16 protein-coding genes are annotated in these 17,372 nt (G+C 55.5%); 5 read left to right on the top strand and 11 right to left on the bottom strand.

Annotated elements, in window-relative coordinates; genetic code table 11:
- The 11 genes from VK738_16490 to recN form a co-directional block, all read right to left on the bottom strand.
- Complete coding sequence (locus VK738_16490; GenBank protein ID HTD24259.1) at positions 1-969, bottom strand: phytoene/squalene synthase family protein; 969 nt, start codon at positions 967-969, stop codon at positions 1-3.
- Between the two features lie 24 nt (positions 970-993).
- Complete coding sequence (locus VK738_16495; GenBank protein HTD24260.1) at positions 994-2,154, bottom strand: phytoene/squalene synthase family protein; 1,161 nt, start codon at positions 2,152-2,154, stop codon at positions 994-996.
- 20 nt (positions 2,155-2,174) lie between these two features.
- Positions 2,175-3,272, bottom strand: coding sequence for a zinc-binding dehydrogenase (locus VK738_16500; protein HTD24261.1), 1,098 nt, complete (start codon positions 3,270-3,272; stop codon positions 2,175-2,177).
- Complete coding sequence (locus VK738_16505) at positions 3,269-4,393, bottom strand: zinc-dependent dehydrogenase (GenBank protein ID HTD24262.1); 1,125 nt, start codon at positions 4,391-4,393, stop codon at positions 3,269-3,271. The genes VK738_16500 and VK738_16505 overlap by 4 nt, the downstream gene beginning before the upstream one ends.
- A 2-nt stretch (positions 4,394-4,395) precedes the next feature.
- On the bottom strand, positions 4,396-5,148 hold the full coding sequence (locus VK738_16510) for a hypothetical protein (protein ID HTD24263.1): 753 nt from the start codon (positions 5,146-5,148) through the stop codon (positions 4,396-4,398).
- A complete protein-coding gene (hpnA, locus tag VK738_16515) occupies positions 5,132-6,148 on the bottom strand; it encodes a hopanoid-associated sugar epimerase (protein HTD24264.1) in 1,017 nt (338 codons plus the stop codon). Before hpnA ends, VK738_16510 begins: the two co-directional genes overlap by 17 nt.
- A gap of 44 nt (positions 6,149-6,192) precedes the next feature.
- Complete coding sequence (locus VK738_16520) at positions 6,193-6,672, bottom strand: hypothetical protein (GenBank protein HTD24265.1); 480 nt, start codon at positions 6,670-6,672, stop codon at positions 6,193-6,195.
- Positions 6,669-7,796: an adenosyl-hopene transferase HpnH gene (gene hpnH / locus VK738_16525; protein ID HTD24266.1), complete on the bottom strand. Its 1,128-nt coding sequence runs from the start codon at positions 7,794-7,796 to the stop codon at positions 6,669-6,671. The genes VK738_16520 and hpnH overlap by 4 nt, the downstream gene beginning before the upstream one ends.
- Positions 7,797-7,929: 133 nt before the next feature.
- Complete coding sequence (shc, locus tag VK738_16530) at positions 7,930-9,942, bottom strand: squalene--hopene cyclase (protein ID HTD24267.1); 2,013 nt, start codon at positions 9,940-9,942, stop codon at positions 7,930-7,932.
- Positions 9,943-9,945: 3 nt separating this feature from the next.
- A complete protein-coding gene (gene ispH / locus VK738_16535; protein HTD24268.1) occupies positions 9,946-10,950 on the bottom strand; it encodes a 4-hydroxy-3-methylbut-2-enyl diphosphate reductase in 1,005 nt (334 codons plus the stop codon).
- A 175-nt stretch (positions 10,951-11,125) separates the two neighbouring features.
- A complete protein-coding gene (recN, locus tag VK738_16540) occupies positions 11,126-12,847 on the bottom strand; it encodes a DNA repair protein RecN (GenBank protein ID HTD24269.1) in 1,722 nt (573 codons plus the stop codon).
- Positions 12,848-13,087: 240 nt separating this feature from the next.
- Between recN and VK738_16545 the strand changes: the two genes are divergently transcribed.
- The 5 genes from VK738_16545 to pal all read left to right on the top strand — a co-directional run bounded on the left by VK738_16545 (position 13,088) and on the right by pal (position 17,206).
- Entirely contained in the window at positions 13,088-13,804 is a 717-nt protein-coding gene (locus tag VK738_16545) for a MotA/TolQ/ExbB proton channel family protein (protein ID HTD24270.1), read from the top strand.
- Positions 13,804-14,229: a biopolymer transporter ExbD gene (locus tag VK738_16550; GenBank protein ID HTD24271.1), complete on the top strand. Its 426-nt coding sequence runs from the start codon at positions 13,804-13,806 to the stop codon at positions 14,227-14,229. Before VK738_16545 ends, VK738_16550 begins: the two co-directional genes overlap by 1 nt.
- A gap of 1 nt (position 14,230) precedes the next feature.
- Positions 14,231-15,019, top strand: a complete 789-nt coding sequence (locus tag VK738_16555) for a TonB family protein (protein HTD24272.1) — start codon at positions 14,231-14,233, stop codon at positions 15,017-15,019.
- A 52-nt stretch (positions 15,020-15,071) separates the two neighbouring features.
- Positions 15,072-16,409 (top strand): Tol-Pal system beta propeller repeat protein TolB, encoded by a 1,338-nt coding sequence (gene tolB / locus VK738_16560; GenBank protein ID HTD24273.1) that lies wholly within the window; start codon positions 15,072-15,074, stop codon positions 16,407-16,409.
- Between the two features lie 74 nt (positions 16,410-16,483).
- On the top strand, positions 16,484-17,206 hold the full coding sequence (gene pal, locus VK738_16565; protein ID HTD24274.1) for a peptidoglycan-associated lipoprotein Pal: 723 nt from the start codon (positions 16,484-16,486) through the stop codon (positions 17,204-17,206).
- Positions 17,207-17,372 lie beyond the last annotated feature (166 nt).

Genomic DNA, 17,372 nt, shown 5'->3' on the forward strand with positions numbered 1-17,372 from the left:
TCATGTGATGATGCGGCTCAGCAGGCCGCGGGAGAGCACTCCTAGTTTTTCTGCTGTACTCACACGCACCCGCTCACTGAAGACATCGTAATTGCGGCGGGCAATCTTCTCCAGCAGGCGGCTGTAAATCTCAATCAGCACCCACAGGGCGGGACGGCTTTCGTAGTCAACCAGATCGATGAGCTCGCGCCCGGACTTGTAGAATTCGCGGGCGCGCTGCGCTTCAAACTCCAGCAGCGCGCGAAATTTGTTGGGCTGAAAGCCATTGCCAAGACTCGCGGAAGATAAATCCTGGGGCGAGCGGCCAAATTGCGCCATATCCTGCTGCGGGAGGTACACACGCCCCATAGCCGCATCTTCCTTTACATCACGGATGATATTGGTCATCTGAAAGGCGATGCCGCAACGCTCGGCAAGAATCTCAGCATGCGGATCACGATAGCCAAAGATGCGAATGCAGACCAGGCCTACAACCGAAGCAACGTGATAGCAGTATTGGTATAGATCTTCAAAGGTCGCGTAGAGGGCCACAGGAGCATGGCTTACCCCCTCACCGGCTGCACTGGCGGCGTCACCGCTGCGAACAGCCAAGGTGTGCTCCAGGTCCATGGCAGTACCCTGCACCAGCTTTTCAAAAAGCTCGACCGGGATTTTGTAGCGGCGCTGGGCATCGGCCAGAGCAAACAGAACCGCGTCATCCGTCGTATCGCCAGCGAAGGCGTGCCTCGCGCTCTCCAGCCAATCCTCCAGCTTCTGGTAGCGCTGCTCTGCAGGCAAATTTTCATCGTCGCTGAGGTCATCGGCATGGCGCATGAAGGCATACACAGCGCACAGCGCATTGCGCTTGTGCTTGGGAAGCGCCAGAAAGGAATAATAAAAATTCTTGGCTGCCGAGCGGGCAATGGTACGGCAGGCGGCGTAGGCGGCACTGAGCTGCATCTCACGCGCGCTGCTAGGGGAATTTGCCATAAGGGTCAGGTCAATAAAGATTTACTACGCCAAATTGCCGTTGGACGCAACAGCTTTTACCGTTGGTGAAAACAATTGCCGCCACAGAAACGGAAACGGATACGCCAGCACCGAACATGCAATCATGCCGCGAACTTCGCTGCGTGAGACCTTCACGCGCTGCTGCAACTGATCCACATTCGCAGTACGCAGTTTTCCAATCGTCTTGGCGCCTATTAAGATTGGCCAGGCGCACGCAAGGCGGACGCGAAGTTGCGAAAAGGGCAACGCATTCGTGTAATTCCAGCCAGCAAGCAAATGTGATTCCGCCTGGTCAAGATAACGGTGATACAGCGGCAGCAATTTTGCCTGACTGGCGGTCGACAGCAATGTTTGCGGCAATAAATCCACGAGCTCCAGTTTGTCTATCGGCAAATAGCAGCGGCCCTTTTCCAAATCCGCCGGAAGATCCCGCAAAATGTTCACGAGCTGCAAACCTTTACCGAACCGAATGCCGTCAGCGATGAGTTGTTTCTCATCCAGTGGCGCGTTCGGGAATAAATGCGCGCGGCAAATCTTGGTCCAGAATTCGCCAACGCAGCCGGCCACGCGGTATATGTAATCGTCCAGCTCAATTTCCGTTTCCAGCGCGTAGGTATGTTCCATGGATGCCTTGGCGAATCGGCGCAAATCCAATTCCTGTCCGCTGGTGATAGTTTGGAGCACGTCACGAATCAATTTTTGATCGTCTGCAGAAAAATGTTGCAACGCTGACAAACTATCTTCGACTCGTTCTAACAATAATTTTTCAGAGGCTGAACCCTGTTGCTTCGCGAATTCGCCGAAATTCAACGGCGCAGAACTTTGACCGCCGTTTTGAATACCGCTGTTTTGAGCTAAGACCCGTTCACGAAGTTTTTGCAGCGCATCCAGCCGTTGATCGAGCGGCAGGATTTCAGTATCGGCAATGGTATCGGTCGTGCGCGCGAGCAAATATGCAAGCCCAATCTGCGGGCGAACGCGAGCGGGCAACACGCGCAACGTCAGATAAAACGAGCGCGAGGTCGCCTTGAGCAAATCATCAATTGACTGTTTTGATGCAATCATTGTGGAACGCGAATCTTCCGCCGGCCGCGCCGCCCATCCTTCTGCCGCTGTCCTCGTCTCAGGGCTGGAAAGCGGCGGGTTGAATTGCGCGTTATTCATCGTGGCAGATCTTTCAACGTTTAATTTCGTGGCAGAATTGCCGTTTTAATATCGCCCTGGTTGCCATTGGTCCGCTCCATCATATGACGAAACACCTGCGGCAGTTCCGTCAGTGGTGCGCGTGCAGTGATGTAATCCGCCGGTCTGACTCTATTTTCGCAGATAAGAGCAAAGGCTTCACGTATCGCCTGCGGTGTGTGATGGAAGGTCGCCAGCATACGCAACGCAGAGTAGTGGATGCGGTTGGTATCAAGCTCAACCCTGGTGCCGGCAGCGCATCCGCCGAAAAACTGTACGGTACCGCCCTTGCGCACCATATCAACCGACCACTGCCAGGCTTCGGGCCGACCCACGGCTTCAATCACAACATCGGCCCCGAGGTTTTGCGTGAGCTTGCGAATGGCAGCAATCGTGTCTGATTGCGAACTGGTTGGGTCCGGAAGAATCTGCACAACTTCGTCGGCACCGAACTGGCTGGCGATCTGCACCTGCTCGTCGCGTTTGACTACGCTAATAACGCGGCAGTTTTTCGCTTTGGCAACTTGAATGAACATCAGGCCAATAGGCCCACCGCCGATAACAACGACGTTATCCCCAGCGTGAACATTGCTTTCATTCAGGCCAAGCAGAACACAGGCCAGCGGCTCCACCATCGCCGCCTCTTCAAAACTCACTTTGTCAGGAATAATGAGGGTGTTCTTTTCCACGATGCGCTTTGGAATGCGAATGTATTCGGCATAGGCGCCGTTGTTGAACTGAAGATCGTCGCACAGATTTTCCTGGCGATGTTTGCAGTAGAAACATGCGCCGCAGGGGGCGGAGTTGGCGGCAACAACGCGCGTGCCTTTGCGGAAGTTGCTCACGCCAGGACCGATTTCTTCAACTTCTCCCGCCAGCTCGTGTCCGAAGAGCGCAGGAGGAACCAGCATCTTAGCGTGATAGCCGCGACGATAAACTTTGAGATCTGTACCGCAGGTAAGGGCGGCATGCACCTTCACTAGAATCTCGCCCTCACCCAAAGTGGGAATAGGCACGCGCTCTATCTTGATGTCCTCTTTGCCGTAGAGGACTGCGGCGGTCATGGTGCCGCTGGAAGCAATTTTGGAATCTGCACTCACGGCTTCTTCCCTTCCCAGTTCAGGCCCGGAGTGATGACGATCTTGAGCGAATCGGGCTGCGGATGCATGGCCAGCTTAATTCCTTCGACGGCCTGCTCCAGCGGAAAGCGATGCGTGACCAGGCGGCTCATATCCATGTCACCGCTGAAGACGAAACGTTCGGATTCTTTCTGCAGATCTACCGAAGCGCTGTAGGAGCCAAGAAGAAGTTTTTCGTCCATGCAGACGGCGGAGGGATCCATAGTCGCCTGGCTGCGTGTGGTCTGGGCAAACAGAAGCACGCGGCCGCCGGGGCGGGTGGCATCCAGAGCAACCTGAACCAAAGCGTTTCCGGCTACGGCGACGATTACGGCATCGGCGCCGCGGCCATCGGTAATCTGGCGAATGCGCTGGGTTGCGTCTTCCTTGGAGGCATCAATCGTATCTGTGATACCGAAGCTGCGGGCTGCGGCAAGGCGCTGCGCATACATATCAGAGGCAAAGACGCGCGCGCCTGTAGCCTGAGACAGCTTGGCCAGCATCATGCCGATGGGGCCCTGGCCGATTACCAGAACCGTCTCTTCGGGCTGCAAGCGCAGGGTCTCAATACCCTTCTGGCAGGTGTTAATCGGCTCGATAAAGGCCGCCTGCTCATAGCTGACGTTCTGAGGGATGCGAACTACGCCACCGCGCTGGACGATCCAATCCATGACGCGCACGTATTCGGCAAAACCTCCACCGCTAGGTTCGTAACCGGCGGTCACGCCCACTTTCTTGTATACAGGACACTGGGCAAACACCTTGCGATTGCAATAGAAGCAGTCACGGCAAGGGATGTGATGAAAGACCATCACACGCTCACCCAGGGAATAACTTGTCACGCCCTCGCCTACGGCCACAATCATGCCTGAGGTCTCGTGGCCGAAGATGCGTGGAGCAGAGTGCGAGCCGGTACTGATTTTCTTGAGGTCTGTGCCGCAGATGCCGCAGGTGTGTACCCGAATCAGCAATTCGCCTGGGCCAATCGTGGGCACAGGGACGGTTTCCATGCGGACATCATTCTGCCCGTGATAGACAGCAGCCCGCATGGTCGCGGGAATCTTGCCTAAAGTCGTGCTGCCGGTTTGAGTTGCAGTTGCCATAGTTAAGAGTCAAATTTCGCCAATTTAGATTCTATCGCGTTCGCGGATAAATCCTGGTTCTCAATCAGATGCTGGATGAGTGGCACCAGCGCCTTAGCCGCCCGGCTGCTGTTGCGTGCCAAACGAAATACCACTGGCCACATCGCAGGCCGGAGCGTGGCGTGCAATACGAATTTCCCGGTGTCAAAATTGCCGTCGACATCCACGAATTTGTCCATCGGCGGCATGGGAAACTCCAGCTCATCAGAGATTGCCTTCACCGCAAAGAAAGGCAGTCCAGCCTGAGCAGCAACTTCGGCTACGGCGGCTGCTTCCATATCAACCGCGTGGGCTGCGAAACGTTGCGCCAGGGCACGCTTTTCTTCCGATCCCAGAATCTTGTTAGCAGTTACCAATATCCGAATTCCGGGGCCCGTGGAGTAACCTTTGCCGCTGGCAGCATCAATTACGTTGGCTGCCAGAAAAGCCTCGCCCACCTTGACGCCGCTGGTGAGGCTACCAGCCAGCCCTGCCGAGACCAACGCCTCCGGGTGATATGTGTTCACAGCAGCTTCAGCAGCTAAATGGGCCGCACTAGCGCCGATTCCACCGCACACCAGCACCGCTTTTTCTGATTCGTAGAAGCGCAGAGTCTTGCCGCCGTGCTCGACGTCGCGATGTTTCCAGCCGTGGATGATAGGAGCGATTTCACGCTGCAAGGCGGCGATGATGGCGAGGCGAGAATGCGAGGATTCCGTGTTATTTCGCCCGGACATAACCGTGTCCCTTAAACCAATCCACCGCGCGACGCAGAGCGTCGTCAACTGGAACAACTTTGTATCCCAACTCTCGCTCAGCCTTGGCGGAAGAGGCAAACATCTTTTTGCGGCCCATGCGGACCGCATCCACCGTAGCACGCGGCTCCTTGCCCAGCAGCAGACCAGTAAATACCTGATCGCATGCCGCGAAACCCATGGCGACCATGTGCGGGACTTTCATCGTGGGAGCTGGCAATCCGGTGATGGCGGCTAGCTTGTCGAGAATCTGCTTCAATGTAAGGTTCTCGCCGCCGATGATATAGCGCTCGCCGGGATGGGCCTTTTCTATCGCGGTAATGTGGGCACGGGCACACTCGGTTACATCCACGAGATTAAGTCCGGTATCTACATACGCCGGAAATTGGCGGTTCAGGAAATCTACGATGATCCGGCCCGTAGGAGTGGGCTTGATGTCCTGCTCGCCGATAGGAGTCGTAGGATTCACCAAAACCACGTTGACGCCGTTGCGTCCGGCTTCGAGGACAACCTGCTCCGCCATGAATTTCGAACGCTTGTAGTGCCCAATCATGTTGGACAGCGCAACCGGCGAGTCTTCGTTGCAGGGCTCACCATTTCCGGTAAAACCCATGGTCGCCACCGAACTCGTATAAACTACCCGGCGCACGCCAGCCTCCTGTGCGGCCTGGAGAATAGCGCGCGTGCCCTCGACGTTGGCGCGGTACATCTGCTCAGGATCGCGGACCCAGAGGCGGTAATCAGCGGCCACGTGGAAGACGAAATCGCATCCCTGCATTCCTTTTTTCAACGACTGGGGATCGGTGAGATCACCGGTCACACGCTCGGCCTTGAGGGCATCAATGTTGGCTGTGGGGCTGCTGGATCGCGTCAGCAGACGCAAATCCGCGCCCTGCGCCGCCAGCAGGCGGGCGACGTGGCTGCCGACGAATCCGGTGGCTCCAGTGACGAAGGCTTTCATGGAAGTAGAAAGGCACGGCATACGCCGTGCCCGAGGTTAAAATTCTTAGATGCAGAAAACAAAGTCTAGTCGAGTTTTTCCGCTTCGATTCCGATGTTTTTCTCGCCAGCAGAGCGCTTTTCCCAGTATTTGCGGACCCAGGCTTCCCAGCTCCTGCCCGCTGCGGTATCGCGTCCGCTGAAGGCAAGCGCGGCGATATCGGCGTAGGCGACGCTGAGTTTCTCATCCGAGCCGGCGGGAAAGAGGCGCACGCAAGAATCTGCCAGAGTTTTACCGGAGCGCCGGTCAAAGATGTAGCCTTCAACCTTGTTTCCGTTTTTCAAAGTGATGGAGACATCGCCGCGGTAATCAAAGGCCTTTTCCAGGGCTTCGCGGATTTCCGTTTCACCGGCTAGTTGCGGAATCCAGCCCTCGAGCTTTTCGTGAAGTGTTCCCGGAGAAACCTCAAGGGCATCAGGATTGCTTGCGACCGGCTCAGTTACAGCCGAGGACGGCTGTGCCACACGCTTTTCAGTTTTCGTTTCCACGGAAGGAGTGCCACTCATGCCCGGGTCTCCTCAAGCTCGGTCTCGGTCTTTTCAATCTGCACCAGCGGATTATAGGCATGCACCGGGCGCGCAGTTTCATTCAAAAGCTGACGGGCGTCGTCATCCTTGTAGCTTTGGAAGAGCGTGGCCTTAACGGTTTCAAGAAAACCCTTCACTGAGCTGAAGGTGTGGTTGACGGCTGAAGCCTCATAGCCGCTGTGCACCATGCAATTGGCACACTTGGGATTTCCCGATTCAGTCCCATATTCGTGCCATTCGGTGGCTTCCATCAGCTCCTGGAAGGTATCGGCGTAACCATCCTGAAGCAAGTAGCAAGGCTTTTGCCAGCCGAAGATGTTATACGTCGGCATGCCCCAGGGAGTGCAGGTATACTGCCGCTTGCCCATCAGGAATTCAAGAAAGAGCGGCGACATATTGAATTGCCAGTTCTTCTTGCGGTTGGAAAGAATGGCGCGGAAGAGCCGCCGGGTGCGGGCGCGTCCGAGGAAATGTTTCTGATCGGGCGCCTTGTCATAAGAATATCCGGGCGAGAGCATCATGCCCTCGACGCCAAGCGCCATGATTTCGTCAAAGCAAGCGCGCACGCTGTTGGGGTCAGCACCGTCGAACAGAGTCGTGTTCGTAGTCACGCGGAAACCGCGATTCAGGGCCTCTTTGACAGCTTCGACGGCAACGTCGTAACCACCTTCACGGCAGACGGAAAAATCGTGGTGCTCGCGCTGCCCGTCGAGGTGAACGGAAAATGTAAGATACTTGCTGGGCTTGAAGAGATCGAGTTTTTCTTTCAGCAGCAGAGCGTTGGTGCACAGGTAAATGTACTTTTTGCGCTCGACCAGACCTTCGACAATCTCGCCGATCTGGGGATGCATCAGCGGCTCGCCACCAGGGATGCTGACCATGGGAGTGCCGCACTCCTCCACCGCGCGGAAGCATTGCTCTGGCGTGAGGTCCTTCTTCAGGATGTGCGCCGGATACTGAATCTTGCCGCAGCCTGCACAGGCAAGATTGCAGCGAAAGAGTGGTTCCAGCATAAGAACCAGCGGATAGCGCTTACGGCCGGCCATCTTCTGCTTCAGGACGTAGCTTGCTACGGTCCACATCTGCGAAACTGGTACGGGCACTCGAGCTCCTCTCGAAATCTAAAAGTGTTACCTCAGGGGCTAAAGCCCCCTGTCTTTATAAAGCCTTATCGGCACTTTTCGCTTCGCTCACCCATGCCTAAAGGCATGGGCTGGGCCGTGCCCCTTCGAAAACTTAAAGATTATCAACCTGCACAAGGTTGCGACTTACCTTGCGCGGGTTTTCAATATTGGCAAAGACCCGCGCATACGTTGCCAGCGCGAGCATGGGGAAATAATTCCGGTACAGGTGATACGCCAGGTAAAAGACCCGTGGGAAACCTGTTCCAGTGTACTGCGGCTCGTCCCAGGAGCCGTCTTTTTTCTGCGTCCGCAATAAATATGCGATGCCGCGGGCCACGCCTTCGCTGCGCGTATCGCCCGCCGCCAGCAATCCCATTACAGCCCAGGCTGTCTGCGATGGCGTGCTTGGGCCTACGCCCTTCAGCGCGGGATCATCATACGATCCGCAGGTCTCGCCCCAGCCGCCATCCGGGTTCTGGAACATGCGCAGCCACTCTGCCGCCTGTTGGATGTAAGGCTCGTGGTTCCATACCCCCATGGCCTCGAGGCCCCTCAGGACGCACATGGTTCCATAGATATAGTTTACCCCCCAGCGGCCAAACCAGGAACCATCAGGCTCCTGCTCGCGGATAATAAAATCAATGGCCTTGCGCACGCGCTTGTCTTCGCGGGTGTAGCCGTAAACCGCGAGCATCTCGAGGACGCGACCGGTGATATCCACGGTGGGTGGGTCGAGCATGGCGTTGTGGTCGGCAAAGGGAACGTACTGGAAGACCATGCGGTCGTTATCTTTGTCGAACGAGGCCCAGCCGCCATTCTTGCACTGCATGGAAAAGATCCACTCGATGGCGCGCTGGGAGGATTCGTGCTGATAGCGCTCGTTAGGATTGTCTACATGGCTCAGGCCAAGCAGCACCATGGCGCTGTCATCCACGTCAGGGTAGAACTCGTTATTGAATTCAAAGTACCAGCCGGCGGGAGCAGCGTTGGGATTTTTTACGCTCCAGTCGCCTTTGTGTGTGACCTGCTTTTTCAGCATCCAGTCGGCTGCCGCCACTATGCGGGGCTCGGACGGGGAAACTCCACACTCGCCGAGGGCAAAGAGCGCATAGGCCGTATCCCAAACCGGCGACATGCAGGGCTGCATGCGGAAGGTGTTCTTTTCTTCGATGCCGAGCTTTTCAAATTCATCCATGGCGCGGATGAATTGGGGGTCATCCACGGAGTACCCCAGGCAGCGCAGCGCAAGAATCGAATTAAGAATACTAGGATAAATTGAGCCCAGGCCGTCGGACATCTCAAAGCGCTCGAGCATCCATTTTTCGGCCTTGCGGAGCGCCAAGGCACGCAACGGGCGCACATGCACGCGCTCGAAAAAGTGCACGAGGTGATCGAGCACCAGGAAGAAGTTCCGCCAACTCAAGATCTTTTTCGACCACTTCAACTTCAGGTTGATTTGGTCACGATCACCGGGGAAAAGCTCATCAATTCCCTGCTCCGCGGAGATTTTCTTAAAGGGTTTCTTGGCGTAGACGATCGAAAGCGGAACCAGGATGGCCCGCGACCAGGAAGAAATCTCATAAATGTTGAACCAGAACCAATTCGGGAACAACACAATCTCCGGAGGAATGGCCGGTACAGCGTCGTAATCGTACTGTCCCAGGAAGCAAAGATAAATCTTGGTAAAGGTATTGACCTCAGGCACGCCGCCCATTTCGAGGATGCGTCCGCGAGCGCGAACCAGCGCCGGATGATCGGGTTTGTAGCCCATCAGCTTCAGGCCAAAATAAGCTTTCACCGAAGCACTGATGTTCGACGGCCCGCCCTGATAGATCGGCCAGCCGCCATCTTCGTTCTGATGACGAAGAATCTCAACAGTTGCCTTGGCCATCTTGCGGGGATCGCCCGTGCCCAGCAGGGTATGCATCAGGATGTAATCGGATTCCAGGGTGGTATCGGCTTCTAATTCGCCGCACCAGAAGCCTTCCTCCGTCTGGATGGAGAGGAGGTATTTACGGATGGCATCAATGGCCGCAGCCACGCGGCTGCGCATGTCATCAAGCTTGCCAAAGGTCATTGGCGGAAGATGGCGCTCAGATGCGCCCTGGGAAAAGGGCTGTTCCATCGCTTACTCCGCAATTGCCGGCGCGGGAGCTTCGCCAATAGCGGCAACGATCTCGGGAGGCAAGCCGAAACGAACATTTTCGGGCATGACCTCGACCTCACGAAGGTTGGTGAACCCTTTGTTCTGCAAGAACAAAATTACTTCTTCTACCAAACACTCCGGAGCTGAAGCTCCTGCGGTTAGGGCAATAGTTCTGACGCCGTCCAACCACTCCGGCGCGATTGCCCGGAAATTTTCAATCAAATGAGAAGAGCGCCCTAAGTTGCGCGCAACTTCCACCAGGCGGTTCGAGTTGGAGCTGTTATCGGAACCCACAACCAGCAACAGGTCGGCTTCTTCTGCAATATGCTTGACCGCAACCTGGCGGTTTTCAGTGGCATAGCAGATATCCTGTGCGTGCGGTCCACGAATGTAGGGGAACTTGTTCTTCAGAGCGGCGATGATGTCTTTGGCTTCATCGAGACTCAAGGTGGTCTGGGTGATATAGGCCACGCGGTTGGGATCGGGAACAACCAGTGCTTCTACCTCTTCGGTAGTGCTCACAACCTGAGTCACAAGAGGAGCTTCGCCCAGGGTCCCAATAACTTCGTCATGATCGCGATGGCCAATCAAAATGATGGAATAACCTTCCTTGGCGTACTTGACGGCTTCCACGTGGACTTTGGTGACCAGCGGGCAGGTGGCATCCACCACGCGTAGGTTGCGCTTTTTGCTGGCCTCGCGCACTTCCGGCGAAACACCGTGGGCGCTATAGATAACACGCTCGCCATCGGGGACTTCTTCCACACTGTCTACAAAGATGGCACCTTTGCCCTTGAGTTCATCCACGACATAACGGTTGTGAACAATCTCTTTGCGCACATAAATAGGTGCGCCAAAAGCCTCCAAGGCTATTCGGACAATATCAATGGCTCTTACCACCCCGGCGCAGAAACCACGGGGTTTGAGCAAAATAAGCGTTTTGGCTTCGACTTGGGCTCGGGGCTGGGCTTCGGTTGGTTTGTTCATTCGCTTATGTTTTAAGTATACAGGAGGCCTAAGTTTTTCAGAATCAAAACCTTACAAGATTTCAGACTCAAACCTTACAAGAAAGGTACCGTTGCCGTCAATGTAAACCATAGAAAAAAGGGGGAATTAGCATTGAATGGGCGTTTCAGAGCAGCGAATGGTAACAGGCAGAGGTTCAAACCTTGGCTTTGAGCATCTGCTCGGCATGGCGGAGCGAGGTCTCAGTCAGCTTGGCCCCGCTTAACATTCGGGCAATCTCCTCGGTGCGCTCGGCCTCCGACAGCCGCCGGATGGTGGTATGCACCCGCACAGTACCGGATTCCTTCTTTTCTTTCTTTTCAATTACATAATGCTGGTCGGCAAAGGAAGCGATCTGCGGCAGGTGGGTTATACAAAGCACCTGATGACTGTGACCGAGAGCCTTCAACTTTATACCCACAGCCTCAGCGGCCCGGCCTCCGATGCCGGTATCAATTTCGTCGAAGACGAGGGTACGCATTCCGGCTTCGGATTTCCCATGCCTGGAATTAGGGCGGGCGGCGTGTGGAGGCCCGTCAGCCTCAACCGTCGCCTTCAGCGCCAGCATCACGCGCGACATCTCACCACCGGAGGCGATCTGCTCCACCGGATGCAGCAGTTCGCCTGCATTGGTGGCGATGAGATACGCGGCCTCATCAAAGCCCTCGGCTGACCATGAGGCCTGATCTTCGTTGGCAGACAGCTCTACATGGAAGCGGACCTTCATGGCCAGGTCGTTGATTTCGGCTTCCACTAATTTTTCCAGCTTGTGGGCAAGCTCCTGGCGTTTTTTGGAAACGCTGCGCGCCTGCTTCAGATAATCTTCAGCGGCGACTGCAACGTTTTTGCGTAACTGATGCAGAATTTCGTCGCGGTTCTCGACTTCATTCAGTTTGCGCGCGACCTCTTCACCGAAGGCGATGATTTCATCCACGCTCTGGCCGTACTTGCGCTTCAAGCGATCCATGAGCGCGAGCCGGTCTTCAATTTCAGCCAGCCGCTGCGGAGAGGCGTCAATCCCTTCGGCGTAATCGCGCAGCGTGATACCGGCATCTTCCACCGTGATGCGAGCTGATTCCAGCGCAGCCAGTGTCTCCTGAAATTTGGCATCGTAGCGCGTCAGCTCTTCCAACTGCTTGATGGCCGCACGCAATGAAGAGGCCGCGGAAGAATTCGACTCATACAGAAGCTCGTGCGCACCCATAGCAGCGGAATAGAGTTTTTCCGCATTGGCCAGAACGCGCTTTTCCGATTCCAGGCGCTGATCTTCGCCAGATTCAAGTCCAGCCTGCTGAATTTCTTTTTTCTGGAATTGCCACAGATCAAGCAGGCGCAAACGATCTTGCTCATCGCGCTCCAGGTCAGAGATGCGCTGCTGCAATTCGCGCCAGCGATGGTACGTCTCAGCGACTGTCTCGGTCTCGATGTTGCCAAAGCGATCGAGCAGCCGCAGGCGTTCACCCGCACCGAAAGCCAGCAGAGTTTCGCTTTGCGCATGGATATGAGCCAACTCAGGCGCAAGCTGTTTAAGCACCGCCACCGTGGCCGGCTGATTGTTGATAAATACCCTGCCCTTACCGCCGTGGGCAATCTCGCGGCGAAAAATCAGTTGTTCCTCGGCATGATCAATGCCATTTTTTTCGAGGATATCGGTAATCGCGCGACTTTTCACGTCAAAGACGGCGGAAACAACGGCCTTCTCTGCGCCGTGGCGGATCATGTCATTGGAGGCACGTTCGCCCAGCAGGAGCGCTAATGCATCAATCAGGATGGATTTGCCCGCGCCGGTTTCGCCCGTCAGCAGATTCAAGCCGGGGGCAAACTCCACCACGACGTTATCAATGACGGCGTAATTTTCGACGCGAAGCTCGAGCAGCACGCTGCGTTTCCCTCGGAGATTTGGAAGATTATCTACTAAAAAGCGGCTGGGAGCTACTGGCTGCTAAAAGCAGTTCTCGGTTTCCAGTTGCCAGTTCCCAGTTTTTGCCCAATGGGGAATAGAGAGGCCGTACCGCAAGGGTAATTCGTCCTATAAAAAAAATTAACTGACCGATGATTGACGAGGGCGTACACTGGATGCTAGGTTGCATATAGCCACTTTCACTCGAATTCCATCGAGATGACCATACACCTCATTTCAACATGCATTGTCGAAAACGAGATCGTTAATCTCATTCAAGACAGCGGTCTGGTTGCCAAAGTTGTTCTCCTGATTCTTCTTGGGTTCAGCGTACTTTCCTGGGGAATCATTCTTTCCAAGTGGGCCCGGTTTGGCCGAGCGCGGAGCCAGAGCGGACGCTTTGTGCGCGCCTTCCGCAAGGCCCAGCGGCTTCAGGATATTTCTGCGGTAGCTGAGCAATTCAAACCTAGTCCCCTGGTGGCAGTGTTCGAGGGTGGGTATGAAGAGTACCGCCGGCAGGTTGGGAACCCCAGCGGGACGATCCGCAGCCTGGAGGCAATCCGCCGCTCGATGCAGATTGCCGCATCCGAGGAGCTGACCCGCCTGGAACGGCGTTTGCCCTGGCTGGCGACTACGGGCGCAATTACTCCTTTTATAGGGCTGTTTGGCACCGTATGGGGCATTATTGACGCATTCCACGGACTGGGCACCGCCGGGGCCGCCACATTGCGCGCCGTTGCACCTGGAATTTCCGAGGCCCTCATCACTACAGCGGCGGGTTTAGTTGCAGCCATTCCCGCAGTCATCTTCTATAACTTGATTTCCCAGACGATCCGCGAGTTCGGCGCGCGCATGGACGATTTTGCGCTGGAGATGCTGAATGCCGTGGAGCGCAATGCAGCGGTATCCACAGAAACTACTGTGGAGAGACGTTAATGGCTTTCACCGATAAGAGCGGACGCACGCAGTCATCGCTGGCGGAGATCAACATTACGCCGCTGGTGGATGTTGTGCTGGTGCTGCTTATTATCTTCATGCTGACGGCGCCGATTTTGCAATCGGGGATCGATGTGGATGTCCCCAAAACGCGGACCGTCAAAGAAATCACGGAAGAGCGGCTGGTCATCACCATTGATAAGCAACAGCGGGTGTTCCTGGGAAACGATCCGATTAACATTAACGAGATTCCGCAGAAGTTGCGGGCGAAGGTCCGCGATCCGGAGCACCAATCCATTTTCTTGCGGGCCGACCAAAATGTGCCTTTTGGTGCGTTCGCCACGGTCATGGACTCGGTGAAACAAGCGGGAATTACCAACGTAAGCATTGTGACGCAACCCTTGCAGGAGAATACGGTGAAGTAAGATGCAACCGAACGGCAACAATATCTACCTCGAACGCGAGCCGTGGGGAGGTTATCTCACCTGGTCGGCGGGGATGCATGTGCTTCTGTTCGGTTCCATCATCGTCTACAGCGGCATCATCAGCTCACGTCATGGAGAAAATTGGGGTAGCACCGAAATTGGAGAAGCCATGAGCGCAACCTTGGTGAGTCGCGCCCCGGTTCCCTTGCCGTCGCAACCTGAGCAGACAGAAAATGTGGTAGCGAATGAATCCAAAGGGCTGACTGAATCGAAGCCGCAAACCGTTGAGCAACAGCCCAATGCTCTGTTGATCCCCGATCAAAATACAAAAAAGAAGCCTGATCAGCACACCAGCCCGGAAAAACCGCGTATCCCTCCGCCGGAAGATAACCGTGTTCCTTTTGGACAAGGCGGTCCGGTGAGCGGCCCATTTGGCGTGTTCACGGCAAACAATGCCAAGGGCGGATTCAGCTTTACAGGACCCGCGGGAGATTTTGGCAGTCAATTCGGTTGGTACGTGGATGTGGTGCGGCGCAAAGTCTCTGAAAATTGGATGAAATATGAGGTGGACCCGAGTATTACGGCGTCGCGCCGGGTTTACATCGTTTTTGACATTCAAAGCGGTGGAGAACCCACAAACATTCAGGTGGAGCAATCCAGCGGCGTGCCTTCGCTCGATCAATCGGCGATTCGCGCCCTGCAACGGATTGACAGTTTTGGTCCGCTGCCTGGGGGATACAGAGGTAGCAAGGTTTCTGTAGAATTCTGGTTTGATTATAAAAGGCAGTAATCAGGTAGTAATAGATTCTTTTAAATTATAAGCAAGGAACGGAGTGCATAACATGATCAAGCGACTGGCGGTTTTGATTCTGCTGTCTCTCGTATCATCATCTTTGCTTTACGCGCAAACGGATTGGATCCGCACCGGTACCGGCCTGGGAGTAGAAAAAGTACGGCTGGCGGTGCCTGACTTTAAGGCTGCGGGCGCTGATCCGCAGACGGCGCCGCTTCTCACCGTCTTCAACCAAACCCTGTGGAACGACCTGGATAACGCCGGCATCTTCGACCTGGTTTCGAAGAGCTTTTATCCGCTGAGCGTTCCCGGCACGCCGGCCGAGTTGCAACTGGCGACGTGGAGCAATCCTCCAGTGAATGCCAGCATGGTGGCCTTCGGCAACTTCGGAGTTTCAGGCTCGAACGTGGCCATGCAAGGCTGGCTCTATGATGCCCGCAACTCCAGCGCCCCCATGGTGCTGGGCAAGCAATACAGCGACCCGGCATCGCCCGACAATGCCCGTTTGCAGGCGCACCGCTTTGCTGATGAAATCATCTTCCGCCTGGGCGGTGGAATTAACGGCATCGCCGAGACCAAGGTTTATTTCATCAGTTCACGCAGCGGCCATAAGGAAGTCTGGCAGATGGATTATGACGGTGCCGCACAGTCCCAACTGACGCATCTGGGCTCCATCGCCTCGCTTTCACCCCGGGTCTCGCCCGACAACACCCGCATCATATTCTCTTCCTTTGCAAAACGCGGCCTGGAACTCATGATGTACTCGCTGGAGTTGGGGCGAATCGTCAGCTTCCCAACTTACAACGGAACGAATATCTCACCGGCCTGGGCGCCGGATGGCAGCAAGATAGCATTTTCCTCTTCCATGCACGGGCACTCAGAAATTTATGTGGCCGACTCCGCCGGGGCAAACCCGAAGCGGCTTACGGTTTCCAGCGGCCATCCCGACTCTTCACCGGCATGGAACGCCAAAACCGGGGCGCAGATCGCTTTCGTCAGCGGCCGCACCGGTGAACCCCAGATTTACATCATGGATGCCGACGGCACCAACGTACAACGCATGACCGATACCGGCTACGCGGTTTCGCCCTCCTGGTCACCGAATGGACAACTGCTGACATTTGCCTGGAGGCGCAGCTACGGAGCAGGAGATCCTGGAGGCCAGGACATTTACCTTATGGATGTCACCACCCGGCAGTGGGTGCAGTTGACTCACGATTCCGGCGTCAACGACTTCCCCTCCTGGTCGCCCGACGGACGGCATATTGTGTATGAATCCAGACAGGGCGGACGCTCGGAGATCCGGAGCATGCTCGCCGATGGCACCAAACAACATGCGTTAACCAGCAGCGGCGAAAATTCTCAGCCGAACTGGAGTTGGAAATAGATTTCTATCGTAATGCGATATAACTTTATCAGTAATCCTGGGTTTGAAGTTTATGATGTTCCTGGAGGCATGAGGTGAAAAACCGTACTAGGCAGTTCATCGTGTTGACCTTATTGGCGGCGCTCTTGCTAATAGCCGGCTGCGAAAAAAAGAGCACTGCTCCCCCACCACCCCCACCGCCACCGCCGCCGCAGCCTACAGCGTCGCTCTCGGCCAATCCGGATTCGATTCAAGCAGGCCAGTCTACACAACTCACATGGCGCACGGAGAACGCCACGGATGTTTCCATTGAAAGCATCGGCAAGGTGGATCCGAACGGCTCCAAGACCGTGAGCCCGGCCGATTCCACCACCTACAGGCTCATTGCCAAAGGCCCGGGAGGAACGCAGGATGCTACGGCGCGCGTCACCGTGGAAGCTATGTCAACCACTCCGGTCACGGAAAGCGAAGAGCAGATGTTCGCTCGCCTGGTGCAGGACGTATTTTTTGACTACGACAGTTTCGCCCTGCGCCCCGAAACGACGCAAAATCTCGCTTCGGCATCACAATTCCTGCAGCAACATCCCAACCTGAGGTTTACCATTGAGGGCCATTGCGATGAGCGCGGCTCAACTGAATACAACCTTGCGTTGGGCGACAGCCGGGCTGCCGCGGTTCGTGATCAGTTGACGCGCAACGGAGTGAGCGCAGACCGCATCAAGACTATTAGCTACGGCAAAGAGAAGCCCTTCTGCAGCGAATCGAACGAGCAATGCTGGCAGCAGAACCGCCGTGGCCACTTCGTGTTGCAAAAATAGAAGTTTAAACGGTGGGGCCCCCGGCTTTAGCCGGGGGTAAGGTTCGTAGAGTTTGGGCTTTAGCCCCGGGCCTCTTGATATGACACTGTTTACTAACCCTGACGACTCACTTGGGGTATTCATGAAACACGCTCTACAATAACTCTTGTAGTTATCCAAAGAGAGG

This window comes from Terriglobales bacterium, assembly GCA_035487355.1.
Classification (GTDB): domain Bacteria; phylum Acidobacteriota; class Terriglobia; order Terriglobales; family Acidobacteriaceae; genus QIAW01.